At 49.6% G+C, this 24,671-nt stretch carries 24 protein-coding genes; all 24 read right to left on the reverse strand.

Going from position 1 to position 24,671, the window contains the following annotated elements; all coding sequences use genetic code 11:
• Window positions 1-94 precede the first annotated feature (94 nt).
• The 24 genes from JUF10_RS03175 to JUF10_RS03290 all read right to left on the reverse strand — a co-directional run bounded on the left by JUF10_RS03175 (window position 95) and on the right by JUF10_RS03290 (window position 24,524).
• A complete protein-coding gene (locus tag JUF10_RS03175) occupies window positions 95-1,159 on the reverse strand; it encodes a glycosyltransferase family 2 protein (RefSeq protein WP_203640798.1) in 1,065 nt (354 codons plus the stop codon).
• 28 nt (window positions 1,160-1,187) lie between these two features.
• Complete coding sequence (locus JUF10_RS03180) at window positions 1,188-1,856, reverse strand: sugar transferase (protein ID WP_203640799.1); 669 nt, start codon at window positions 1,854-1,856, stop codon at window positions 1,188-1,190.
• On the reverse strand, window positions 1,856-2,638 hold the full coding sequence (locus tag JUF10_RS03185) for a tyrosine-protein phosphatase (RefSeq protein WP_203640800.1): 783 nt from the start codon (window positions 2,636-2,638) through the stop codon (window positions 1,856-1,858). Before JUF10_RS03185 ends, JUF10_RS03180 begins: the two co-directional genes overlap by 1 nt.
• Entirely contained in the window at window positions 2,635-3,393 is a 759-nt protein-coding gene (locus tag JUF10_RS03190; protein WP_203641084.1) for a CpsD/CapB family tyrosine-protein kinase, read from the reverse strand. The genes JUF10_RS03185 and JUF10_RS03190 overlap by 4 nt, the downstream gene beginning before the upstream one ends.
• A 9-nt stretch (window positions 3,394-3,402) precedes the next feature.
• Window positions 3,403-4,191, reverse strand: coding sequence for a YveK family protein (locus JUF10_RS03195; protein ID WP_203640801.1), 789 nt, complete (start codon window positions 4,189-4,191; stop codon window positions 3,403-3,405).
• A 563-nt stretch (window positions 4,192-4,754) separates the two neighbouring features.
• Window positions 4,755-5,738: an LCP family protein gene (locus JUF10_RS03200; RefSeq protein WP_203640802.1), complete on the reverse strand. Its 984-nt coding sequence runs from the start codon at window positions 5,736-5,738 to the stop codon at window positions 4,755-4,757.
• Between the two features lie 42 nt (window positions 5,739-5,780).
• Window positions 5,781-6,623, reverse strand: coding sequence for a dTDP-4-dehydrorhamnose reductase (gene rfbD, locus JUF10_RS03205; protein ID WP_203640803.1), 843 nt, complete (start codon window positions 6,621-6,623; stop codon window positions 5,781-5,783).
• Window positions 6,624-6,694: 71 nt separating this feature from the next.
• Window positions 6,695-7,723: a dTDP-glucose 4,6-dehydratase gene (gene rfbB, locus JUF10_RS03210; protein ID WP_203640804.1), complete on the reverse strand. Its 1,029-nt coding sequence runs from the start codon at window positions 7,721-7,723 to the stop codon at window positions 6,695-6,697.
• Between the two features lie 12 nt (window positions 7,724-7,735).
• A complete protein-coding gene (rfbC, locus tag JUF10_RS03215; RefSeq protein ID WP_203640805.1) occupies window positions 7,736-8,317 on the reverse strand; it encodes a dTDP-4-dehydrorhamnose 3,5-epimerase in 582 nt (193 codons plus the stop codon).
• 464 nt (window positions 8,318-8,781) lie between these two features.
• The gene (locus JUF10_RS03220) at window positions 8,782-9,516 is read right to left on the reverse strand and encodes an SGNH/GDSL hydrolase family protein (RefSeq protein WP_203640806.1); all 735 of its coding nucleotides are present in this window, start codon (window positions 9,514-9,516) and stop codon (window positions 8,782-8,784) included.
• Complete coding sequence (locus JUF10_RS03225; RefSeq protein ID WP_203640807.1) at window positions 9,503-10,579, reverse strand: acyltransferase family protein; 1,077 nt, start codon at window positions 10,577-10,579, stop codon at window positions 9,503-9,505. Before JUF10_RS03225 ends, JUF10_RS03220 begins: the two co-directional genes overlap by 14 nt.
• A 24-nt stretch (window positions 10,580-10,603) precedes the next feature.
• Window positions 10,604-11,713 carry a glycoside hydrolase family protein gene (locus tag JUF10_RS03230; RefSeq protein WP_203640808.1) on the reverse strand — a complete coding sequence of 370 codons (1,110 nt, stop codon included), beginning with the start codon at window positions 11,711-11,713 and terminating at the stop codon, window positions 10,604-10,606.
• 12 nt (window positions 11,714-11,725) lie between these two features.
• Window positions 11,726-12,595 carry a glycosyltransferase family 2 protein gene (locus JUF10_RS03235; protein ID WP_203640809.1) on the reverse strand — a complete coding sequence of 290 codons (870 nt, stop codon included), beginning with the start codon at window positions 12,593-12,595 and terminating at the stop codon, window positions 11,726-11,728.
• Between the two features lie 4 nt (window positions 12,596-12,599).
• Window positions 12,600-13,475, reverse strand: a complete 876-nt coding sequence (gene rfbA / locus JUF10_RS03240) for a glucose-1-phosphate thymidylyltransferase RfbA (RefSeq protein WP_203640810.1) — start codon at window positions 13,473-13,475, stop codon at window positions 12,600-12,602.
• A gap of 12 nt (window positions 13,476-13,487) precedes the next feature.
• A complete protein-coding gene (locus tag JUF10_RS03245; protein WP_203640811.1) occupies window positions 13,488-14,426 on the reverse strand; it encodes a glycosyltransferase in 939 nt (312 codons plus the stop codon).
• A gap of 15 nt (window positions 14,427-14,441) precedes the next feature.
• Window positions 14,442-15,593 carry a glycosyltransferase family 4 protein gene (locus JUF10_RS03250; protein ID WP_203640812.1) on the reverse strand — a complete coding sequence of 384 codons (1,152 nt, stop codon included), beginning with the start codon at window positions 15,591-15,593 and terminating at the stop codon, window positions 14,442-14,444.
• Window positions 15,590-16,756: a beta 1-4 rhamnosyltransferase Cps2T gene (gene cps2T / locus JUF10_RS03255; RefSeq protein WP_236008146.1), complete on the reverse strand. Its 1,167-nt coding sequence runs from the start codon at window positions 16,754-16,756 to the stop codon at window positions 15,590-15,592. The genes JUF10_RS03250 and cps2T overlap by 4 nt, the downstream gene beginning before the upstream one ends.
• Entirely contained in the window at window positions 16,707-17,915 is a 1,209-nt protein-coding gene (locus JUF10_RS03260; protein ID WP_203640814.1) for a hypothetical protein, read from the reverse strand. The genes cps2T and JUF10_RS03260 overlap by 50 nt, the downstream gene beginning before the upstream one ends.
• A complete protein-coding gene (locus JUF10_RS03265; protein ID WP_203640815.1) occupies window positions 17,908-18,480 on the reverse strand; it encodes a YveK family protein in 573 nt (190 codons plus the stop codon). The genes JUF10_RS03260 and JUF10_RS03265 overlap by 8 nt, the downstream gene beginning before the upstream one ends.
• 11 nt (window positions 18,481-18,491) lie before the next feature.
• Entirely contained in the window at window positions 18,492-19,613 is a 1,122-nt protein-coding gene (locus JUF10_RS03270) for a MucBP domain-containing protein (RefSeq protein WP_203640816.1), read from the reverse strand.
• Between the two features lie 37 nt (window positions 19,614-19,650).
• Window positions 19,651-21,075, reverse strand: coding sequence for a flippase (locus tag JUF10_RS03275; RefSeq protein ID WP_203640817.1), 1,425 nt, complete (start codon window positions 21,073-21,075; stop codon window positions 19,651-19,653).
• 198 nt (window positions 21,076-21,273) lie between these two features.
• Window positions 21,274-21,942, reverse strand: a complete 669-nt coding sequence (locus tag JUF10_RS03280) for a sugar transferase (RefSeq protein ID WP_203641085.1) — start codon at window positions 21,940-21,942, stop codon at window positions 21,274-21,276.
• Window positions 21,942-23,060, reverse strand: a complete 1,119-nt coding sequence (gene glf, locus JUF10_RS03285; protein ID WP_203640818.1) for a UDP-galactopyranose mutase — start codon at window positions 23,058-23,060, stop codon at window positions 21,942-21,944. Before glf ends, JUF10_RS03280 begins: the two co-directional genes overlap by 1 nt.
• A gap of 396 nt (window positions 23,061-23,456) precedes the next feature.
• Entirely contained in the window at window positions 23,457-24,524 is a 1,068-nt protein-coding gene (locus JUF10_RS03290; protein WP_236008148.1) for an LCP family protein, read from the reverse strand.
• Window positions 24,525-24,671: the final 147 nt, after the last annotated feature.

Here is a 24,671-nt window from a genome sequence, read left to right on the forward strand (position 1 = left end):
GACCTGCTTAAAATATTTCTCTTTAGGCAACTTCACAATCATATTACATAATTTAAAGCTAATGTACAAACATACTTTGAGATGTAAAAACATTCTACTTTATTTGAACAGCCTTGTTAATAGACTGGGCTTTCAATTTATAAAATAATGGTGCCATGTGCAATTTAACAAATCCCAATATCTTGCCTAACGCCAAACACAAACCATATAGGTGATGTTTCATCGGTATGTTCGCAAAATACATAATTTTAGAGTCAAACGCTCCATTTTTCACTGCAACACGACTAATGTCATCATCAAGTATTTCTTTTACCAACTCTCTCTTATTTGGTAAAGTATTGATGGCTATTTCCTGAACACATTGGATTAACCTAGCTGCATAGTATCCATATAAAACAGACAAAATCTTTGGCTTTGTTATCTCCCAATCATCATATACATCTAGAATATGGACAAACTGTTCTTTTCTTTTCTTATACAACAGGCCGTCAAATACCGTTGTCGTTTCCGATCCGGGTCTCGACCTAAAAAAGTGATATCCAGCCTCTGAACTAACCGCAATACTATCAATATTTCTTAAGGCTTCCAAGTTAAAATGTAAATCATCCCACTTCAAATTTGGAAATCTTAAATCATTATTTTTAATATAGCTCGCCTTATATAATTTATTCCAAGGAACTGCTACCATCATATTGTTAAAATAACGATGAATATTATTTCTAACAGCTGATTTATCACTAAAAACCTTTGAATCAACACTTGTTACAAATGAATTTTCTACATTATTCTCAAATTGCTCTATCGTGAAGCCGGAAATAACGAGATCAACATCCCTGTTCTTTGCGCAATTATACATAGTTTCGAGGTAGCTGGGTTCTAACCAATCATCCGAATCGGGAAAGTAAAAATATTCTCCTTTAGCTACATCAATACCAGCATTTCTAGCACTTGGCGCCCCCCCATTTCCCTTATGTATTACCTTAACTCTTGAATCTTTTAAAGCATACTCATCCGCAATAACGCCGCTTTTATCTGGAGAACCATCATCCACTATGATTAATTCGTAATCTTTGAATGTTTGATTCAAAATACTATCTACACATTTTTTTAAATAATCTTGAACATTATACACTGGTGTGATAATAGAAACTTTTACCAAAATAATCTCCTCATAATCTGAACTATTGTCAATACGCTCCATTAGGCTTGAAAAAAACTGCAACTGTTTTAATCAAAATACATAGATCAAGCCAAAATCCCCGTTTCGCAATATACCCTAAGTCTAAGCTTACCATTTCATCAAAACTAGCATCATTCCGGACGGTAACCTGCCACAAACCTGTACATCCTGGTTTTACAATTAACCGTTGCTTATCATAGTCAGTGTACTCTTCTACCTCTCGTGTCAAAGGTGGCCGGGGGCCCACTAAGCTCATTTGCCCCAATAACACATTTACTAATTGGGGAAGCTCATCGATACTATATTTGCGAATAAATTCTCCTACAGTAGTAACTCTAGGATCTTTTTTTATTTTAAACATAGCTCCATCCACTTCATTCTTATCAAGTAGATCTTTCAACAACTTATCCGCACCAACTACCATTGAACGAAATTTGTACATTTTAAAGGGTTTCTGATGTCGCCCTAAACGCACCTGAGAATAGAAAACAGGACCGCGCCAATCCTCTATTTTAATAGCAACCGCAACAATCAAAAAAATCGGTGATAATAGAATTAACCCTAATAAACTAGCAACAAAATCGAAACTACGTTTCATAAAACGATATATATAGCGATGTTCCTCGTATTCGGAATCAATTGCAATCTCTTTTACATGATTTTCTCCATAATCCATTAGAATAGCCAAAACCTCCTTTTTTTCTTGAGTGCTGAAATCTTTACAAACTCTGGTCTTACAATCTCGTCCCCATTGAGAATTGCTCTAGCATCATTATTAAACCTGGCTGCAACATCCTTCCCCGCACGTTGTTCCAGTTTATTAAAGGCATCCCTCATAAGAAAACGTCGCCCTTTAAAATTATGTGCATCTGAAGAAAAAGCAAATCCCATTCCACTACGAATGATTTTGGTGGTTAACTTCTCCACGTTATCTCCAAAAACACCAAGATAACTACTACACGTCAGTTGAGTTAAGCATCCCCTTGTGACAAAATCATACAACCGATCTGGATCTTCCTGAAATCCATGGTTTCGTTCTGGGTGAGCAATTACTGGAGTAATTCCTCGTGTCTGTAACTCAAAAATCATATCCTCGGTATATTCTGGGATTCCGCTATGTGGCAGTTCAAGTAATAAATACTTGCCGCCCTCGTCCATAAACAAAATATCATCATCGTTCAATGCCGTTATTAAATCTCCAGTTAAATGGACCTCTTGCCCAGGAAAAACTGTCAACGGAATTCCAGATTCATTTAATGCTTTCTGAAAAGATGACGTCTTGCGCAAAACGTCTATCTTGTGATTAGTGTATTCCCCATCCATATGATGAGGCGTCAATAAAATATGACTAATCCCCTGTCCGACTGCTGCACGAGCCATATTCAATGCCATCGGTAAGTCCTTAGCACCATCATCAACTCCAGGTAAAATATGACAATGTAGGTCAACTAAACTCACTTTTTATCATCCGTTCCATAATAACCACCGTAATTACCACCATAATAATTGCCACCATAATATCCCGTTGATTTAGAAGCAGTTACTCGATTCATAACCGCTCCCAGAATATTAGCATGAACTGTTTCTAACAATTGTTTAGCCCGTCGAACCCCATTTTTATCGGCAATCCCTTGCGGTACGACCAGCACGGTTCCGTCAACTCGTGTTGCCAGTAACTGTGCATCGGTCACTGTATTTACTGGTGGTGCATCGACAATAACCAGATCAAACTTTTCAATTAATTCTGCTAAAAGTGTACTCATCCGTTCACTACCAAGCAATTCCGATGGATTAGGTGGTACAGGGCCGCTAGTAATAACACTTAAGTTTTGAACCATCGTTTGTTGAATAACACTTTCCAGATCAATATTTCCAGACAAATATGTCGTCAAACCATTACGATTACTACTATCAAACGTACGGTGAACCGTTGGCCGTCGGAGGTCAGCGTCCACTAAAATCACTCGGGTTCCCTGATCGGCCCACGTGACTGCCATATTATTGCTAACAGTCGATTTACCTTCGGAAGGTTCTGACGAAGTAAATAAAATTGAATTTAACTTTTTATCGACTGATGAAAACTCAATATTTGTTCGAATTGTTTTAAACTGTTCGGAAATCATACCAGTTGGTTCTGTATAAGTGACTAATCCAACTCCATACTTCAAGCTCGTATCATCTAGTTTGTTCTTATTACGCTTAAACCATGCCATTGTTATCACCTATACCCTTCTCCTACGTCGTGGTTCCACATCACCCGCATCATCAGTAACCAAAACGTCTCGTTTTTGGTGACGACTAATCTGTTTTTTAACCTCTTTTTCATCAATCTCACTAACAATTCCTAAACTAGCTAGACCCAACTCCTCCGTCAAGAAGCTTTCTGACGAAACACTTCGATCAGTTAACTCTCGCAAAAAAGCAATTCCAATTCCCAAACCGATTCCAATAACTAATCCTAGAAATAAGTTCATTTTCTTTTTGGGACTTATTGCCGAGTAATTAGGTGTTGCCTTAGAAACAATTGAAACATTGTGAACACTCATTATATTTACAACCTGCTTTTTAAAAACCGTAGCCGTTTTATTTGCAATAACTGCAGCTGTCTTTGCGTCCGCGGATTTCACCGTTACTGAAAAAACTTGAGAATTTTGTTGATTGCTAATTGAAATCGCATTCCGCAGTTTTGCAACAGATTTAGGAGAACCAGGATATCCACTAGTCGCACGGTTCACAGACTTTAAAACAGTAGGACTCGTAATAATATCTTTATAGGTACTAATCATCTGTACATCAGCTTGGGCCTGTTGGTACTGAGCACCTTGCATGCTAGCAGATAATTTTCGGTTAACTAAAATCTCTGTAGTTGCCTGATATTTCGGCGTAATTACAAAAAAAGTCGCAAAAACTGACGCCAGAAATACTACCAACGTCGAAATCCAAATTGCCTTTATATGTTTGCGTAAAATACCAAAAATCTGTATTACGCTAATTGTCTGTTCTGAATCCATACTTTCCTCCAATACGGTGTAAGGTAAAAAATTTACCAACCTGTCTAATTAGCTATTCTAACCCCAAAACACTAACTACAGTGCCACGTAAAAACGGCGCTAAATACGCCGTAAACATACAAAATGATAGCACCAATGGTAGTTAACCGCAAGAACAGATTTTTCATTAACTTTAATCTTCTTTAGGCTTCCTACGGCTTCTTAACATTTCCTTCACTATTATACTATAGCTCGACCCCTTTGATTAAGACAATCTCGTTACGGTTTTTATGATAGATTTAAGCTTTTAACTACTTCTGTGTTCGGATTTTTTCGCATATAAAAAAGTCTGCCCTACACTATTCGTGTGTCTAGCAGACCTCATTGTATTCTTCTTTTAACAACCACCGCATAAATCATTATTGGTACCGCTACCACTATTAACGGTGTTTGTCGCTTGATACATTTATTGCTCTTCAGAAAGTTTCTTCAAACATAATTTGACTTGTTTCAGTCGTAGCTCGTAACCTCGTAGTTCGGATTCTGAATTCATTTATGCATCATGTTGAGTCAAAAGCGTACCACTAATCCTCACCAAACGCCGATGGCAACGCAATCTTCCCAGTCTCCTTATGCGGCAACGCCAATCCATCCCGCACAAAGTCCGTCACCCGCTGCAATTCAGTCTTATTCATGACCTCCATGCTTTGACCACCGATCATCTTACCAGTCCCTTGCAGGTGGGTTTGTTGGATGGCGCCCGTGGCCTTACGGTAATTCTTGACTAACGAAGTCAAATCACTAAAGGTCAAGTCGGTCTGCACCTGACTCGACAGCGAGCTGATGAAGTCTTGATTTAACAGTGTCGAAATCGACCCACTCTGTTTCACCAACGCCATCAAGACCTCCCGTTGCCGCGTTTGCCGGCCATAGTCACCCAGTGGGTCTTGATACCGCATCCGTGAGTAGGCTAGGGCTCGGCTACCGTTCATATGCTGCTTAACGCCCTTCTTGAACGTGTAGCCCTCATACGTAAAGCTCAGCGTTGGTGTCACGTCGACGCCGCCAATCTTATTGATGACCTTTTCCATGCCGCCCATGTTGATCAGCGCGTAGAAATCGATCGGCACATTTAACATGTTTTGCACGGTCGTAATGGTCGTTGCGGCCTGTCCCCAATCATAAGCTGCATTGATCTTCGACGGCGCCACGTCTGTGAAGCCCGGAATGCTGACCGCCGTGTCTCGTGGAATACTGGTCATCGTCGTCTTATTCGTGCTTGGGTTAACGGTAATGATCATCATACTATCCGTCCGGCCCTTATAGCTCCGGCCAAACTCGCCCGTGTCCGTCCCCAGTAACAGGATGGAGATGGGCTTTTTGCCGTTTAATTGGCCGTTCACGTCACGTTCCTTGGTAATACCGGCCGACTTAAAGGTCTTGGCTACCGAGTTCTTAATGCTCTGATAGCGGACCATCCCGAAGGCTCCGGTCCCCACCAGCAATAATAGAATCACAATTAGAATGGTGTTTCGCACCTTATGCTGCATCTTTTTTCCATGTTGCATATTCCCGCTCCACCTTTCATACTCCCCACGGTATGGGCTTCCCTACTTGATCTGCTCTTGAAACTCATGCAGGGCATCCTGCCACTGCATGAGTTGAAATCCAGTCGCCTCAGCCTTGGCCAGGCTCATGACGGAATGCCGCGGCCGGTACGCCTTTTGTGGAAACTGAGTCGACTCGACTGCGTTAATTTTAACGTCCTGGTTCCTCAAAATCTCACCCGCAAACTCGTACCAGGAACAACTTCCTTCATTAGATAGCTGATACAATCCATAAGCCACCTTCTCAGTCACGCAGTACAGCATGAATTCCGCCAGGGTGCGGGTCCAAGTCGGCCGCCCGACCTGATCATTCACCACGTTCAGCTCGCGGTGGGTCTTCGCTAGGTTCTGCATCGTGTAGACAAAGTTCTTACCATACTCACCAAACACCCAGGACGTTCTGACGATATAAGCCTTAGTCATCGTTGCCTGAACCACGCGTTCACCCGCTAGTTTGGCCCGACCGTACTCGTTTCTCGGATTGGGCGTATCGCCTTCTAGGTAGTCCGCCTGATTGGTGCCATCGAACACGTAGTCCGTGCTGACATAGACCAGCGTGGCCCCGATTTTCTCGGCCGCAGTCGCTAGATTTTGTGTTCCCTGCACGTTGACCGCCTGATTGATGGTCCGCCCCGGTTCTTCCTCCGCGGCGTCGACCGCCGTGAAGGCCGCGCAATCGTACACGACTTCCGGTTGTTCGCGGGCAAAGAAACTATCGACCTGCTTGCTATCGGTGATATCTAATTGGGCGCTACCAGTCGCCATATAGGTGATTTTGTTTTCATCTAACAACCGGCAGAGTTCTGTCCCCAACTGGCCACCGGCTCCCGTTACTAATATTTTCATTTAATTCCCCCATACCTTAGCACGTCTCTCGCATCAGGGTACGATTCGACTCGCAATTCTCATTCAAAAGTTTACTGACCATTCTTGGCGTATTTCGCCTCAACGGCGGCCTTCTCAGCGCGCCACCAGTCTTCATGGTCGCGGTACCAATCGATGGTCTGCTTCAAGCCCGTTTCAAAGTCGGTCACTTCGGGGTGCCAGCCCAGTTCCGTGCGGAGCTTCGTGGCGTCGATGGCATAGCGCAAGTCGTGTCCCGGGCGATCCTTCACCCGGTCATAGGCGTCCGCTGGTTGCCCCATCAGCCGCAGAATGGCCTCCAAGACCGTTTGATTGTCCCGTTCGCCATTGGCGCCAATCAAGTAGGTCTCGCCAATTTTACCCTGCGTTAAGATCGTCCAGACCGCCCGCGAATGGTCGCTGGTGTGAATCCAGTCCCGGACGTTCTTGCCCGTGCCGTACAGCTTGGGCCGAATGCCACTCAGGATATTGGTGATCTGTCGTGGAATGAATTTCTCAATGTGCTGATACGGCCCATAGTTATTGGAACAGTTGGAAATCGTCGCCTGCAGGCCAAAGGAACGCACCCACGCCCGGACCAGCAAATCCGAGCTCGCCTTAGATGACGAGTACGGGCTGCTGGGACGATACGGACTGTCCGGCGTAAATTTCTCACCGACGCCCTCGCCATGGCCCGGTAAATCCGCGCGCAGTGGCAGGTCACCATACACCTCGTCGGTCGACACGTGATGGAAGCGCACGCCATACTTGCGGCAGGCCTGAATCAGCGTGTACGTCCCGACAATGTTCGTTTGAATAAACGGCGCCGGGTCAAGCAGCGAGTTGTCGTTATGGCTCTCTGCTGCGTAGTGCACAACGGCATCCGCCTGCTGGACCAGCTTTTCGACCAATGGCGCATCGCAAATGTCACCAACCACTAGCTCCACGCGGTCGGCTGGCAGGTCGGCCAGATTGGCCCGGTTTCCGGCGTAGGTCAATTTGTCCAGCACCGTAACGTGGACCTCCGGGTGATTGGCGACCACGTAATGGACGAAGTTGGACCCGATGAAGCCGGCACCGCCCGTCACAATTAGATTTTTCATGAGTATTCTCCCTTAGATTTCACCATAGACAAATGGATTAGTTTTTTCGAATTCCGTAAACGTCGGCTGATTGGCGTCCTTGACCGACGTGATGGCCTGGTCAAAATCAATCGGCCACTGCAGCCCCAGCTCGGGTGTCTTGAAGGAAAACCCGCCATCGGCCGCCGCATCGTAATAATTATCGCACTTGTAGAGAAAATTAACATTCGGCGTTAACGTCACAAAGCCGTGGGCAAACCCTTTTGGCACCAACAATTGGCGATGATTGCTGGCAGAAATAATGTAGTCTTCCCACTGCTTATAGGTTGGTGAACCCGCCCGGACATCGACGATTAAATCTAACACTGCCCCGGAAGCAACGCGAATCAGCTTCGTCTGCGCCGCCTTCCCCCGCTGGAAGTGTAGGCCCCGCAAGACCCCCGCCTCGGCTGACAGCGATTGGTTGTCCTGAATGAAGTCAATGTCGATGCCGGCCGCCTTGAAGTCACGGTCCGAATAGGTCTCGGTAAAGAAGCCGCGGTGATCACCGAACACGGCTGGCTCGACGATTTTCACGTCCTGTAGCTTGGTTGTGGTTACCTTTAGTTTTCCCATATGAATTCCCCCAATAGCAGAATGATGCATGCGGACATGGCTTAAGTCCCAACTCTATCTGAATCTCTAGTCTCACACGACACGTCCTTCAAAGTAGCTTAATAGTTCCGTTGAAACTGTCCGAATGTTAGCTGACGACCTCTCAGCTGGCCTGATATTTCTCTGCCAACTGGGATGATGACTGTAAACCCGTTGCCAGTTGGACCGCAAATAGTATGCTACAGCAGGGTTTCAACGACTGTCATGGCAGAACACAATCGGAGCCGGAGGAGGACAGGGATGCAGCCAGCCGTGGTAATCCTGTTAGCTGGCCGCTGGCTAGCTAACAGGATGGGCGACTTTGGAGACTCGTGTTCTTCGAGGCTTCAAATCGAGTCGGAGGACCGCTTCTCAGTCCGGAGCGTCACCACAGCAGGCGGAATCCCTGGCAGCCGGAGTGCGGCCAATTCAGCACTACCACTCTTTCAAGCCCCGCCATTCTGGAGAATAAACGCCGCCACCCGCAGGCCAATGATCTGATACCCCTCAACGTTCGGGTGCAGGCCACCATCCCAGGTCAACTGGTCAACGTTACCTGAGTTGATGACCGAATCCGTTCGCCAGTCCAGCACCGGCACGTTCGCTTTCTGATAGACGGTGTTGAGATTATCGCACAACTCGCTTTCCGTATAATTGGCCTTGTTTCTGGTCTGCATGGCCACGCCGGTCGTATTCGCCGCGGGCACTGGCACGACAAAGGCGCTCTGTGGCAGCATCCCCACGATTTTTATCTTGGGATAGCGCTTCTGAATGTATTCCACGGCGGCCGAAAGTCTAGCCGTCACGTCATTTAACCCCACGTTACCAAGGTAGTCATTAATGCCATAGGCGATGACCACCGTCCGCGCGCCCTTTAAGCTGTGACTTTTCAGGACTGGCAGTAAGTCTCTGTCCGAATCTCCGGTAATCTTACCGCCGTCCCGGCCATAGTTGCTGACCTTGACGTCCAGACTCTTGCCGACCCACCACGGATAACTCTTCTTGGCGTGCTGACCGCCCTGCAATAACCCCGCCGTGATTGAATCCCCCAAGAACACAATCTGTCCCGGTGGCGTTGCGACTGACTCCGAGACCGGTTGCTTGCGGGTACATCCCGTTACGGATAGCAAGACAACAGCGACCAGTAACAGCGATACGAAAACATTTCTACGCTTTCGCATGGTTCTTCACGCTCCTCTTCTTGAAAGGATAGCTTCTGTTGAGAAACAGCGAGCGCAGACCCGGAATGTGCGGAATCAGCATCGCCGCCGTCAGTGGAATGATCATTCTGTACAGCACGACCACCGTAATCTTCAAATAGTCATTGGTCGTAAACGTCGCGTTCATGATTAGGTTCGGCACATTTGAAAACATGATGTCGATGCTGTGAAAACACAGGATGATGATCGAATTTTTCCCCAAGAATCCCATGGCTCGCGACGTCAACTTTAAATGGGCCAGCCCCTGCGCCAGCTTGACGACCGCAAACGTTCCCGCGACGGCCCCGACAATGGCGATGAGGCTGTCCGGCGTCTCCAGTGACACCATATAGAAGGTCTGCTGCATGGAGACCGCTAGCCAGATTAAGAGTGCCGCCACCAGCAACTTGCCGCTCTTTAGTTCCAGCAATTTTCCGTCCTTTGCTAAATAGCCGATGTACATGAAGATCAGCGCAAAGAGCGCCGCGTTCATCGACAGTGGCAGGAGCCAGTAGGTGCTGATCAACCGGCCGAGCACGGCCAGCGTGCCAAAAATAAGCAGTCGACTGATATTTTGTGTCGGTGTCTCTGCCGTCTTGACCATCACAAAGTTAAAGATGATGCTGGCAATGGCCATCGCCATCAAGAACCAGATGGCCCCAATCGCCAGCACCGTCGTTGGAAACGGCGTTCGCGGCGCCACCCCCACACCATACAACGCCATATTTAGCAATGCCGTGGTCGATGGTGGAAAGCCGACCGCTAGAAACTGCGGGAAGAATTGCCGGTACAGGAAAACCAGCCCCATTAGGCCGGCCGTCGTATAGTACGGCAGCAGCAAATTGAGCCAGGCCCCGCGGACCTCTTTGTCCAAACTCTTCATATGATAGAGATACCCACTAAAGATGAAGAAGAGTGGCATGTGGAAATTATAGATCAGGTGGCCAAAGGTTGAATCCGTATATTGATATAAGGAGTGGCCGATAATGACACACAGCATCGCAATCGCCCGCGCAATATCGATCCACACTATTCTTTTCTTCACTATCTTCCCTCCTCGTATCCGGGCCTACCGCATGGCAAACACGCTAAAGTGCCGCACTAGAAAATCAGCCTTCAGCGAGACCCGCTTAGAACCAGCCTGATCATCCTTGAGAACAACGGCTTGAACGCCATAAAACGTCTCGTGTTGGTCGTACAGATCAAAATACAATAGGTGCTGCTTGCCATGGTCCAACTCGGTCGGCCCCTCTGGCACCTCCCCCGACCGAATGGGCAGCGCCACCGGTTGGGTCCCCGTAAAGGTCATGCCATCGGCCGACACCGCGCGCACCAACTGATGACGCTGCTCATCCTTGGCCCACAGCTCATAGATTCCGTGTTGATAAACGATGTGCGGGTCAATCAGATTGGGAAAGTTTCCTGCCACGTTGATAAGCTGTGGATCGGTTATCGCCCCGGTCTGCGGACTAAACCCGTAGCTGTACAGTTGAAAGGTCATGCCGTCCGTTGAATTGGCGCTGACGACGTGGTAAGTCCCATCCGCCGTGCGATAGATCTCCGGTGCCCAGACCTTCTGGAACTGCCCATTGGGATTGAGTCCCGCGTTGATGACCTGATGCCATTTCTGAAAGTCCGTGGTCCACATGAGCCCGGCCGTGTAAATGATCCACCAGCGGTCGCCGATTTTGATGATGTTGGGGTCACGGACCGCAATATTCGGATAGTTGACCGCCAGTCGATCCCAGTGGATACCATCGTTGGATAGCAACAGGCGCATGCGGTCCATCTCATTTTCCAGCCGGTTATAGTTCTGCTCATAACGGCCGAGTCCCGTGTTCAGCACTTGAAATGACGCCCCGATGTAGCGATAATTCTTTAGCTTGCGGGTCACCTGTTGTCGACTGAGGGCTGGCCGGTAGCGGACCACAATGGCTTGCGGGGCGGTCCTAAACTTGAGGCTTGGCACCGCCGTGATCTGGTACCCGGCTTCGGTAAGCTGCTGCCGCTCCAACCGGCTGCCAACTCGTCTCTTGACCGTCTTGACCGGCTGAATCTGGGTGCCTAGCTGGTCCACTTGCGTTAGGCTAATGGTCGATTGCGGCCACAGTAGCCAGGTGCCCGCCCCAATCAGGATGAGCACGCCCACCACCAGCATCATTTTCCGCCGAAATTTCAAGTCACCCTTCACCTACCCTTTTGGTAAGAAACGCAGACCGCTAAACGTGCCCCGTAAGACCGTGACGCTCCGCTGCAAGCGGTGGTCTGGAGCAATCAGCAGGACCTTCAAGCTCACATAGAGATCCCGCACGACCGTCCGCACCAGCGTCAACCGACTCTTGTGTTTCCGACAAATGTACATTTCGTTGCGGTACAGGTAGTAATAACGCGGAATGCGGTCCGCCACATCGCGATAGATCAAGGGTGCCTGGTTACTCCGCGACTCGTGGATCACGATGGCCCGGGGCACATAATACCCGTTACCCGCCTCGGCCAAGCGCAACGTAAACTCCGTGTCGTCGTGCCAGATGTAAAAGTCTGCAAACGGCAGGCCCACCTCGTTCACCCGCGACCGGCTGACAAATAACGACACGAAGCTCGCCTCATGGACTTTGATGACGTCCTTGCGCGTTGCCTCTGCCCAGTCACCGGCAATCGGCGGCACGTTCATCGGCGAATCGTCCTTCCAGCGCACGTTGGCGGTGAGAAATCCAAAGTTGGGCACCCGTTCGCGAGCCTTCAGTAACGCCGCCAGGGCCGTCTGCGTGGGTATCGTATCATCGTCCATTATCCAGAAAAAATGATCCGGTGTGTCGCTGATGGCCGCCGCAATTCCCCGTTTGAACCCACCGGCACCACCGTAATTGGCGTCCAGCCGCCGATAGATAATGCGCTTGTCCGTCATCTCGCCAATAACCCGCGGCGTCTCATCCGTGCTGTGATTATCGACGACGAGAACGTGGGCCACGGCGACCGACTGCGTGAGGATGGCGTGCAAACATTTCTGGAGCAGGGCCACGCGGTTATAAGTCACGACCACGGCACAGACTGAATCTTCCATGATGTTAGCCCCCGTCCTCTTTCAGAATTCTCAGTAAATACTGGCCGTAGTCGTTCTTCTCAAAGCGATGAGCTAAAGCGGCTAATTGTTGGGCATCGATATAATGCATCCGGTAAGCCACCTCTTCGATTGCGGCAATGCGCAGATTCTGGCGACACTGAATCGTCGAAATAAAGCTGGCGGCGGCCAACAGAGAATCGTGCGTCCCGGTGTCCAACCACGCGTAGCCCCGACCGAGCAGGGTGACGTCCAACTCATGGTGGTCCAGGTACCACTTATTCACGTCAGTAATTTCAAGTTCGCCCCGCGCTGACGGCTGCATGTTCGCCGCAATATCGACGACGTTGTGGTCATAGAAGTACAGCCCGGTCACGGCATAATTGCTTTTGGGGTGCTGGGGTTTTTCTTCGATTGAAACCACCTCGTGCTGGTCATTGAAGCTCACAACGCCAAACCGTTCGGGGTCGGTGACCTGATAGCCCAAGATGGAAGCGCCATGGGTCAATTTGGCCGACTGCTGTAGCAGCGTGCTGAGGCCACTGCCATAGAAGATGTTGTCGCCCAACACCAGGCAGACCGAGTCGTTGCCGATAAAGCTTTTTCCAATGATAAAGGCTTCGGCCAGGCCATTGGGCTTATCCTGGATGGCATAGTCTAAGTGAATGCCCAGTTGGCTGCCATCCCCCAGTAAATTTTGAAACTGCGCTTGGTCCTGGGGCTTCGTGATGATCAAGATATCGCGAATTCCCGCCAGCATCAGCACCGACAGCGGATAATAGATCATCGGCTTATCATATACTGGCACCAATTGCTTAGACACCCCTAACGTGACCGGATACAGCCGCGTGCCGGAGCCCCCCGCTAAGATAATTCCCCTCATATTTTTCTCCCCCTAGGTGATCCGTTTCAAACTTGAATAGTTCAGCGTCAGCTTTAAGAAGAAGACTGCAGTCGCCAAGAATGACTGCTTATAGACGTGATTCTTCTTTAACTGCCACAGCGCTCTAAGCAGTGACACCTTCCCCAACTGTGCCAAGGTGGTCACGGCCTTTTTCTCCGCGACGCTAAAGTGATTGCCATAGATTTTTAAGAGTTCGCTGGCCGTCAAAACTGTCGTGGTCAGGCGCTTCCTTTCCGCCACGGAATTAAGAGCCTTGACCTTGGCTGCTTTACTAGTGGTCGACCCGATGACGTTACCGCCATGCTGCCGATAAAAAATCGTTGACTCCTTGATGTAGGCGATGTTACCAAACTGCGCGGCGACCAGGCCCAACCACATATCGTGCATACATGGAATCTCAACTCGTGGCTTCACCAGGTCTCGCAGCTGCCGATTGATCATGACGGTACAGCCCGTAATGTCATTCGCCAGTAGGAGCGACTGCACATCATCGTAGGCCACATCGCTAAAGCTCGGGACCAACACGTCCAGATTCTGGTCCGCCAATGATAAATTGGTATGGACTAGATTCGGGTCGTGTTGGTTCAGTCGCTGCATGATTGATAGCGTCCTTTCAATCTTGTCCGGCAACCAAAAGTCGTCCTGATCCGCGAACAAATAATAGGCCGCCTCAATCTTCGCTAGCAACGTCATAAATGATTTGGCTGGTCCCAGATTAACCGGATTCGGCTCAGCCCACAGCACGATTCGCTGGTCGGTCAACCTGAGTCTTTGAATGATGCTGACCGTGGCATCGGTCGACCCGTCATCGCGAATGTACAGGGTCCAGTCCCCATAACTCTGGGCCCGAATAGAGTCAATCTGCTGTTCGATATAGGCCGCGCCATTAAAAGTCGACATTAAGATAGCAACATCTTTTCCATTTTTCAACCCATCCAACTCCATCTACTGTTGATTGTAAATATCTGTGAACGCCCGAATAAACTTCTGTGGCGAATAGCACTGCACGGCCCGTGTGCGTGAGGCGGCGCCCATTTTAGCACGCAGACCGTCGTTGGCAACGAGCTCCTGAATGCAGCGCGTTAGGTCATCCCCATCTACGGGCGTGGCGAGAAACCCGTTCAGGCCGTCCTGAACCATTTCGATCACCCCACCGTGCCGAAAACCGACGATTGGCTTGCCCGATGCCATGGCCTCCAAGACGACCGTCGGCAACGGGTCCGGGTTCGTGCTGGGTAGGACAAAGACATCGAACAACTGATACACGCTGGGCAGGTCGTTTCTGAAATCCTTTAACCGAACCTGACTGGCGACCCGAGTATGGGCAATTGCCGCCTCCAAGTCCCGCTGGCGTTGTTCTTCACCGGCAAAGACACCACCGATAAAAATCAGCTTGAGTCGCGGATTTTCCTTGAGCAACGGCACCATCGCCTGCAGTAAGGTGATTTGCCCCTTCCAAGCATTGATACGACCGACCATGCCGATAACGATATCATCGCTAGTCACTTGGAACTCCGCTTGTAAGCTTGTGGAAACCGGCATTGGCTTAAATTTATTGGTGTCGACACCGTTGTAAACGACCCGGATTTTTCGCGGATTAACGAGCTTAGAGCTCACCAGGTGGTCCCGGACTTCCTTCGAGACCGCCACGATTTGATTGGCAAAGCGACCGACCATCAGTGACGTCGCCAAGAACACAATACGCGGACTCGTAATGATCTCGTGGACGTGCCAGACTAGTTTTGCTCGCAGTAATCGCTTGAGATAGATGCCCTCCCAAACGGCCAGTGTGTTGGCATGGATAATCGCCACGTCCTGGTGTTTAAGCAACGCGGCTATCTGGCGACAACTCCACCGATACTGCCCCGCATACCGCAGCATCCCCCGTGGATTGAAGTACTTTCGCCGCAAAATGGGATAGTCGATGACGTGCACCTCAACGTGATGTCGCCGCAATTCAGCGACTAAAGGCCCCTCAGTTGGCAAGACCACGATTGGATGGAAGTCATGTGGATTCAGCTGGGTGACCAGGTTCAGGAGGATGCGGTCAGCCCCATAGAGTTCCGCGCCGGCGTGGAGAAATAGGATTGTCTTCATGCGTTCTCCCCCAGAAAAATGGCCTCATACTCGCTGACGATGTCATCCCAGTTGTAGGCTTGAGTAATCCGTGTCCTGGCGCGCGTCCCGTATTCCCGGCGCTGGTCATCATCCCACGTGTCGACCTCATTGATCAGCTGTGACAGGGAACCGGCGTCCTTGGTCCAATACTTGGCGGCGTCCTTGCCGACCTCGTGGTTAAAGCCCACGTTTAACAACAGGTTTAACGGCGTCGATGCCAAGGCCTCCAGCAACGACGGATTCGTGCCGCCGACCTCGTGACCATGAAGATAGGCGAACGCGTTCTCGCGAATGACCTTTAGCAGCTTTTGATCATAGACCGTGCCGACGAATTGAATGCGACTGTCCTGACTAAAGTGCGTGTCTGCTTCCAGGTCTTCGTAAAATTTATTGTGTTCGACGTTGGTGACGATGACCAGTTGTCGCTGAGTCTTGCTCTGCATGAACTCTTTGATCATCGTTTCGTAGTTGTTCTCCGGGACAAATCGCCCCACAATTAGGTAATATTCGTTCCGCGCGACCCGTCGATTGTCAAACCACGTTTGCTGGTCCGCCGAGATGGGCCCTGGTTCACGCGCCACGGTCGCCCCGTACGGCACGAAACAGGTCTGTAGGCGGTCGCTCTCATAGTTCTGGTGAATGTATTTTTCAATATTGATGCTGTCACAGATGACCAGATCGACCTGGCGGACCATCATTTTCTCGGATAGCTTCCAGTAGTGGCGCACGGGCTTGCTCCACTTCGCCCGCAGCCACTCGTGACCGTCCGGGTTAAGATAGCACGCAACCCCCAGCTGATGGAGCTTCCTTAAATACGGCGCCAGAAACGGCCCAATACGACACGCCAGAATATAGACCACGGCTGACTGCACGTTGTTCTCCTTGACGTGGTTAATCACCCATTTCAAGGCCTTCAAGTCATAGACGATGGCTTTCCCCGGACCAACGTTGGGTACAGGCACGTTGAAACACGTTGCCCCATTGTACGAAAACGTACTGTCCTCGTCGCTTAGACACGCCACATAGTACTGCAATGCCGGCGACTTTTTCTGACCCGTCAAATTCTCAACAAACGTTTCAAACCCACCATAATTAGCGGGAATCCCTTTTGAACCAATGATATATACGTTCTTCACTTCCAACGCCCCCCACAGCATTATTAGCTAGGACACAGATGACAAACGGATTGTAGGCGATATCCAACAGATGATGATCGATGATACTTGAGATGCAAATGATGACTAAAACGAGTGGTAATAGATACGCTTGCCGGTTCACGCTGATGCGGATGGCGCGACTCAGACCAAACAGGTAGAGCCCCAGAGAAATGATGCCAAAACTCAACAATACCTTGACGTACGACGAATCGATGAAGAAGTACGACAAGTTGGCGCCCTTTGTCGTCAGCCCCGTTGGAAAGGTCAGTCCCCCACTTCCCTGTTGAAAAACGTACTGGCCAAACCACCGCATGGGATATTCGTAAAGTGCCAAGTGGCCCATCGCCAAACGGTGCGTGAAGAAGTCATCGATCTTAACAAAGATGGGACTCGTTGGCGTAAACAGCCATGACCCGCCGATGGATAGCGTCGCCATGAGCACCGGAAACAGGTAGAGCCACCGGTCAAACTTTTTCATCTGCGAGGCCGATAGTCGCCGGTAGTCCATCGCGGCCAATATGATCAGAATCAGCAGCGCCGTGTCTAGCTTGGCCTTTGTCAGCACGTACACGAGCACCGACAGCACCACCGGAATGATGAACTCCAGCTTCCTTAGGCGCCGACCGCGAATATACACGTACGCCAGACATAGATAGAAGATATGCGCCGCAAAGTCGGTGCTGTACAGGAAACCGAAGGCGTAACGCACGCTACCGGCCACCTGATAGTGATAGTTGTCGATGATACCGACCAGAGCACTCCCAATCGTCATGGCAATCAAGCCCAATGCGGTCCAGAAGTAAAGTTTGACCACGCCGCTAGACCGACAATTCAGGCTACTTAGCAGAAATAACATCAGGACCACGATCGACGTATCCCCCGAGTTTTGATAGATCAATACTGCCAGCAGTAGGCCCCCAAAGACTACTAGTAACTGGCGGTCATCGTATTTATTGGTCAAAATTCGGGCGACGAATATCGCCAAACAGAGGTACTTTGCCAGACTAAAAGCGGCGTTAGGAAGCACGGCGGAGAAGAGCGTGGTTTGCAGGAAGGTATACACGATGTACAGCAAGGTCCCCAGGTAATAGATGCCCAGTGACAGCCGTTGCATGCGTTGCGGATGTTTCAAATGACTAGACATCCAACTCCCCCTTTCCTCGCCTCCTGATCAGCAGTCGGAGCACTTGGCCAATTTCCAATCCCAATAGAAGTGAGATCAACAGTGCGAAGCCAGGATTGACCCCCTGCTGCTTGAAACTGGTTTGCGGATCGATCCGCACGTTTTTGGTCGGTAAGTAGGACGTCAGCGTGTAATACATGCTCGCGGTAACCTGTTTGCCCATGGCCATTGCTAACTGCGAATCGCGCGAAGTCGCCGTAATTGCCAGCGCGTTGCCGTGAACCACGGGCTTGGTCTCGATGCTACTGACCAGTTGCGCCTGACTGACCTCAATGTTGTAGTCCCTCTTCAAGGCAGTCTGAGCCGAACGAATCACCGTTGGATTCCTTAGCATCGTTTGATACACCGGAATCGATAGCGAGTCCCATTGCTGATCGCCCCGATTTTGAACGCTGATCCGACTCACGAACACCGACTGTTCGTTCCCAATGAAGATACTGGCAAACGCAAAGCACACGATGATGGGGAACAGGAAGAGGGGCCAGTCCTTGCGAATACTTTTAAAAAAAGTGACTAAAGTTTCCAACCGTCTTCCTCCTAATCCGCACCAAGTTTGATGACGCCAAATTTTTGAAAAGCAAAATTACCATTAAACGGAATCGGCGCAGTTGCCTTTAGAATCGTCGACTGCATAAACGCGCCATTGTAAGCCAGGTCACTCGATTCGTCGTAATAATACGAGCTATAGACGATACCCCTAACCTTGCCGGCCTCGTTCAGCGCAAAGGTCGGCGCGTAATAGCAACTTCCTTTTGGTGGAACGATCTTGCGGACCAGCTGATATTTACCGGTAATCGTCTTCGATCTTTTAATGTACACGATGCCCGACGCTTGCCCCCCATACGTCAGGTAGTAATAATCCTGACCCTTGTACAAGCTGGCGGAGGTGCTCGCCTTGCCAACGCCGCGAATCCGCTTGGCCTTAGCTAATCTTGGCTGACCGGTCGTATCGTTAAATGGCGCCACGAAGCTTTCTAGTGTGTGACCCTTCGGTGCCGGTGCCATGAACACCATGCTGGTCTTCGTATCGACGTGCACTAGGGATGGCGCGATAATGTCTTGAAACTTCGGGGACGTGTTCGTCTTGATCAGGTCCCAGTTGGTCAGATCCGTTGAACGTAAGACCCCGCCGGTATACGCGATGAACCAGAACTGGCCCAGCTGATACAAGGTCGGATCCTGAATGTCGACGTCCGGGTAGTTGGTACTAAAGGTATGCCAGTCGCTCAGATTGTCGGCGTATAGGACCCGCAGCCGGTTGTCGCTCTGGTCATAAGGAATCGACTGAACGCCATTGAAAGTGTTGGTCGTCACGTCCTGAGCGGAGACGCCGATGTACTTGGCCTTCACCAAGTTGTCCATTGACGCCACCACTTGGGGATGATAGACCACCTGTTGCTGCGTGGTCCCGTACGCATACCGAAACTTATAGTGGGTGCGGGTGAGCGTGTACCCCGGAATGTGCGTCGCCGTGCATTTATAAACGGTATTCGGCCGTCCCACCGTCTTCAGCGGGGCCGTCATCGGCGTGCCATTTTCATCGACAAAATTAACCACGATGGTCCCGCTCGACTTAAAGTAACTTATTAGGCCGATGACTAGCAGGAGGACGGTCACAATCAGACCATTGCGTACAACGCTTCGTCGTTTAGAATTCATCCAGCTGACCTCCACTTCTCATCAGGGAATCAATCCATCACTTCCGGCGGCTTTTCAAAAAGTAAAGGCCATCCCGAAGAATATCCGGCTTCAATATTGCCAAAATTCCAAAGTAGATTCCCATTCCCAATACCACTTGCAACGCGAGACTAACCGCCGAGATGCTCATGGTCAGGTTCAACCCAAACACCGGAATGAACATCGCAACGGCAGCTACTAGAAATTTCCACCCATCCGCAAATAGATTGCGGTAACTAACCATGTCACGAATCACGAACAGCTGGTAGGCCGTCACGACGACTTCCGAAATCACGGTCGCCATCGTCGCCCCACTCACGCCTAACGTCAGGATCAGCGGCACGTTGATGACGATATTGGCCAACGCTCCGTAGGTCACCGACGCCGTGTAATCCTTCACCCGTTTCAACGGCATCAAGTACTGCAAGCCGATGACGTTACTCCACCCAATCAGGAGGGCGACTGGCGCTTCAATCATGATCAGCTGGCTGACCACGCTAAACTTTGGCCCGTAGTACAGGGGCACGAGCGAGTGGGCGATTGCTGCCAGACCAAACATTAGCGGCAGCGCCAGCAGCGTGGAAAAACTGAACGATTTATACAACAGTCGGTTCAGTCGCCGCAGACTGCCCTGCGCCGCCAGATGCGACATGTGCGGCAACATTACCGTCCCGGTGGCGGTAATCACCGCCAAGACCATCTTGACCAGTTTATCCGCAAAGTCGTAATAGCCCGCCGCCGTCACGGAGTCGAACTGTCCCAGCATGGTGCGGTTCAACTGCAGGTAGACTTGCGTCGCAATTTGCGGAATGAATAACACGATGGTCGGTTTGAGGTGGCTCATAATCCCCGAAAGATCAATCTTGGGCTTGCCCACAACGTTGTGCAGGTAGGGCCAAAGGGTCAGATTCCCTAGGACTTGGGCTAACCCCAGAATCATAATGTAGGTGCCAACATCGGCCTTAGTCTTAACCAGCGTGAAGATTGCAATCAACGACGCGACCTTAACCAATGAATTTCGTAAGACGGTCTTTTTGAAGTCCTCCATCCCCATAAACAGCCAGGAGATATCGAAGACACCCGCAACGATCCACAGCGACTGGAGCAAGAAGTAGCTTTTGTACTGGGTCTGAAATAAAACGAAGACTAAGAACAGTCCGTACGCGACAACGACCGTCATCACCTGTAACAGCTCAATCTCCCAAAACGTCTTCGTTCGTTGTTCGAAATCATCGCGATGGTACGCAATTTCTCGGTTCCCATAAACCGTTATTCCTAACGTTCCCAGTAGCAAAAAATAGGTAATGATGGAGTTGGTATACGAATTGATGCCGACACCCTCCGGCCCAAGCACCCGCGCAATGTAGGGAACCGTGATAAAGGGTACTATCAGTGTCAGTAATTGATAGCCCGCGTTATACATATAATTACGAACAACATTCATACCATTAAACTCCAATCGACCTCATGTCTCAGCCAGTAAATCGCCTCAGGTCTCCATTAACATAGTATTTCCCGGCAAGGATAACCACTATCTGCTGTTGCATTGTTCAAATTACTAAGTTACTTGCAGCAAGAATCCGTATTGTAAAAGTTAGTCGCGCTCCGGCTGCCGGTAAGGCGAAAGACAACACCACGTTACCTAATAGGCGTCATTGGGACTGATAATGATGCGAAACGTCTTGAGTAGAATCACAAAATCGACCCAGATATTGGCTTCTTGAATATACTTCAGGTCCAGAGCCACCATTGTTTCGAAACCAACGTTGTTTCTGCCGCTGATTTGCCACAACCCGGTACATCCCGGTACGACCGACAGGCGTTGCACATCGGTCAGGCCATACTCCTTGACCTCTCTGGGCAGCGGTGGCCGTGGCCCGACCAGCGACATGTCCCCTAAAAGGACGTTCACGAGCTGCGGGAGTTCATCCAGACTATGTTTGCGGATAAACTTTCCCACCCGCGTGATCCGTGGATCCTCTTTCATCTTGAACATTGCGCCATCGATCTCGTTGTACTTCAACAGCGTTGCTAACTTTTTGTCCGCATCCATGACCATTGACCGGAACTTAAACATTTTAAATTGCCGGCCGTCCTTGCCAATTCTGGTCTGCGAATAGAACACACCCCCCTGCGGATCATCGACCTTGATGGCAATGGCAATAACGACAAAAATTGGCCACAAAATTAGTAGGGCAACCACGCTCATCAGCAAATCAAATATGCGCTTGCAGATATGGTAGACTCGCTTTTTCTGGGCGCCATCTGTATCAGCTGTCACTTTGGAGATCCCCCTTCCCCAAACATTCATCACTCTAATTCCTTCTTTGCCGCCACCAGCGCCGAATGAATGACCTGGTGCATATCAAAATAGCGATATTGTCCCAGCCGACCACCAAAGATGACCTGTTTTTCATTCTTAGCTAATGCGGCATACGCCTTATAAAGTTCATTATTTTTAACGTTGTTGATTGGATAGTACGGTTCATCCCCGCGGTGCCAAATTTTCGGGTACTCGCGCGTGATAATCGTCTTCCCCGCTGCCCCCTTGCCAAACTCAAAATGTTTGTGCTCAATGATTCTAGTGAACGGTGTTTCGGCATCCGTGTAATTCACCACGGCGTTCCCTTGGTAGTTATCGATCGCCAATTCTTCCGTTTTAAACTGCAAGGACCGGTACGCCAACTCGCCCAACTGGTAATTAAAGTATTGGTCGATCATGCCGGTGAAAATAATCTTGGGATAATCGCGCAGGTACTGCGCCCGATGGTCAAAGAAATCCACGCCAGTCTCGACATCGATCAACTCACTGGCCAACATCTTTTCCACGATCTGCGTATAGCCCCCGATTGGAATTCCCTGATAGGTGTCATTAAAATAATTGTTATCAAACGTGTAGCGCACCGGCAGCCGCCGAATGATGAATGCCGGCAGGTCCCGGGCCCGCTGCCCCCATTGTTTCTCCGTGTACCCTTTGATCAGCTTTTCGTAAATATCCGTTCCCACCAGTGAGAGCGCCTGTTCCTCTAAATTTCGCGGTGTCCCCGTTAGTTTCAACCCGGCACGCTGGCGATCGATCTTCTGCTGCGCCTCGGCCGGTGTCCGCACGCCCCACAACTCACTAAACGTGTTCATGTTAAACGGCAGGTTGTACAGCTGCCCCTTATAATTAGCGATTGGACTATTCGTATACCGGTTAAAGGTCGCAAATTGCCCCACGTAATCCCAGATTTCCTGATCAGACGTGTGAAAAATGTGGGCCCCATACTGGTGGACCTGAATGCCATCGATTTCTTTGGTATAGATGTTTCCGGCGACGTGGTCTCTCTTTTCAATGACTTTGACCCGCTTGTGATGTAACGCTGCTTCACGCGCAAAGACTGCTCCGAAGAGGCCGGCCCCGACAACTAGGTAATCATACGCAGTCAACTTAACTTAATCCCCCCAACTACCAAGCCAGACGCGCACAAAAAACGCCTCCAGCTGTCTCCCCCAAATAACGCCTACCAATCTGTAGCCTAAGACCGAGTATAAAGTGCTACTTGCTAAAGTAAATCACAGACACCCTGTAAATGGTGTATATGTTAGTTAACCGTAATTACATATTTTATATTTGCTATAATCTTTATGCCTTTTAACAGTGGTTCCCGAATTTTGCTCCATCATTATACTATGGTTGAGTTACTATAATTAAGACGTTTTTGTTACACTTTTTATCATATGTGTATGGTATTAACCGCTGATGACCTTACTTTTTAAGGGACACAAAAAATCTGCCCCAACACAATTTTCGTGTGGAGGCAGACTCTTTAAACCCATTTTTTATTAGCCGTTATGCTGGCTGTTATTGTTATCGCTAGTAGTTCCTGAATCGTTGGTCCGCGTGCTACTACTATCGCTATCCGTGTCCATCTGAGCAATCTTCCCGGTCGTGGCTTGACTCAGTCCCAAGGCCTTGCGGATGTAATTTGTCACCCGCTGAAGCTCGGATTTCGAGGCCACTTCCATGCTCTGACTGTTGATGGTCGCGCTACTGCCCTGGATATGGGTCGTGCTGATGTTCTTGGTCTGCGTGGCCTTACGGTAGTTCGTTGCCAGTGCCGTTAAGTCGTCAAACGTCAGATCGGTTTGCGTCTGCTTAGTCAGTGAGCTGATGAAGTCTTCATTTAGCAGTGAGGAGACCGACCCCGACTTGTTCAACAGCGCCATAATGACCTTCCGTTGCCGCGTTTGCCGGCCATAGTCGCCCTTCGGATCGTCGTCACGCATTCTGGAGTAGGCCAAGGCCTTTTTGCCGTTCATGTGGGTCTTCACGCCCTTCTTGAACGTGTACCCGCCATAACTAAAGCTCAGCGTTGGTTTCACCGTCACACCACCGACCTCATCAATGATCTTTTCCATCCCACCCATGTTGATAATGGCATAGAAATCGATGGGGATGTTCAGCATTTTCTGTACGGTGGTGATCGCCGTCTTGGACTGACCCCAGGCATAGGCGGCATTGATCTTCGCTACACCGTAGTCTGCAAAGCCTGGCACGTTGACCGCCGTATCCCGTGGAATGCTAGTGATTGTGGTCTTATTGGTCTTCGGGTTGATGGTCACGACCATCATACTGTCAGTCCGGCCCTTAAAGTTTCGCCCTAAAGCCCCGGTATCCGTTCCTAGGAGAAGAATAGAAACTGGCTTCTTAGCTTTCAGAACGGCACTGGCATTGCGCAGCTTGGTCGCCCCTGAAGCTTTGTACGTTGTTTTAACGGTACTCTTAATATTCTGGTATTTGTTCATCCCGTAAGCCGTGCCCCCCGCAATTAAAGCAAGGAGCAAGACGATGATGATGTTACGAATGGGATGACGCTTTTTATGCGGCCGTTGCCGCCGTTCCATATCCATGGTTTGTAACCACCCTTTCAGTCCGTCCGCAAGACTACCGGGCGGTTGATACTTTTAATTATTTTGGTCATTATCGACTTGACCATTATAGGGGCTGAGACTTAACACTTCCTAATCCCCGGTGAAGCTTAAGGAAAATATAGAAAT

Origin of the sequence: Levilactobacillus andaensis (assembly GCF_016861695.1) — a bacterium.
Taxonomy (GTDB): Bacteria; Bacillota; Bacilli; order Lactobacillales; family Lactobacillaceae; genus Levilactobacillus; species Levilactobacillus andaensis.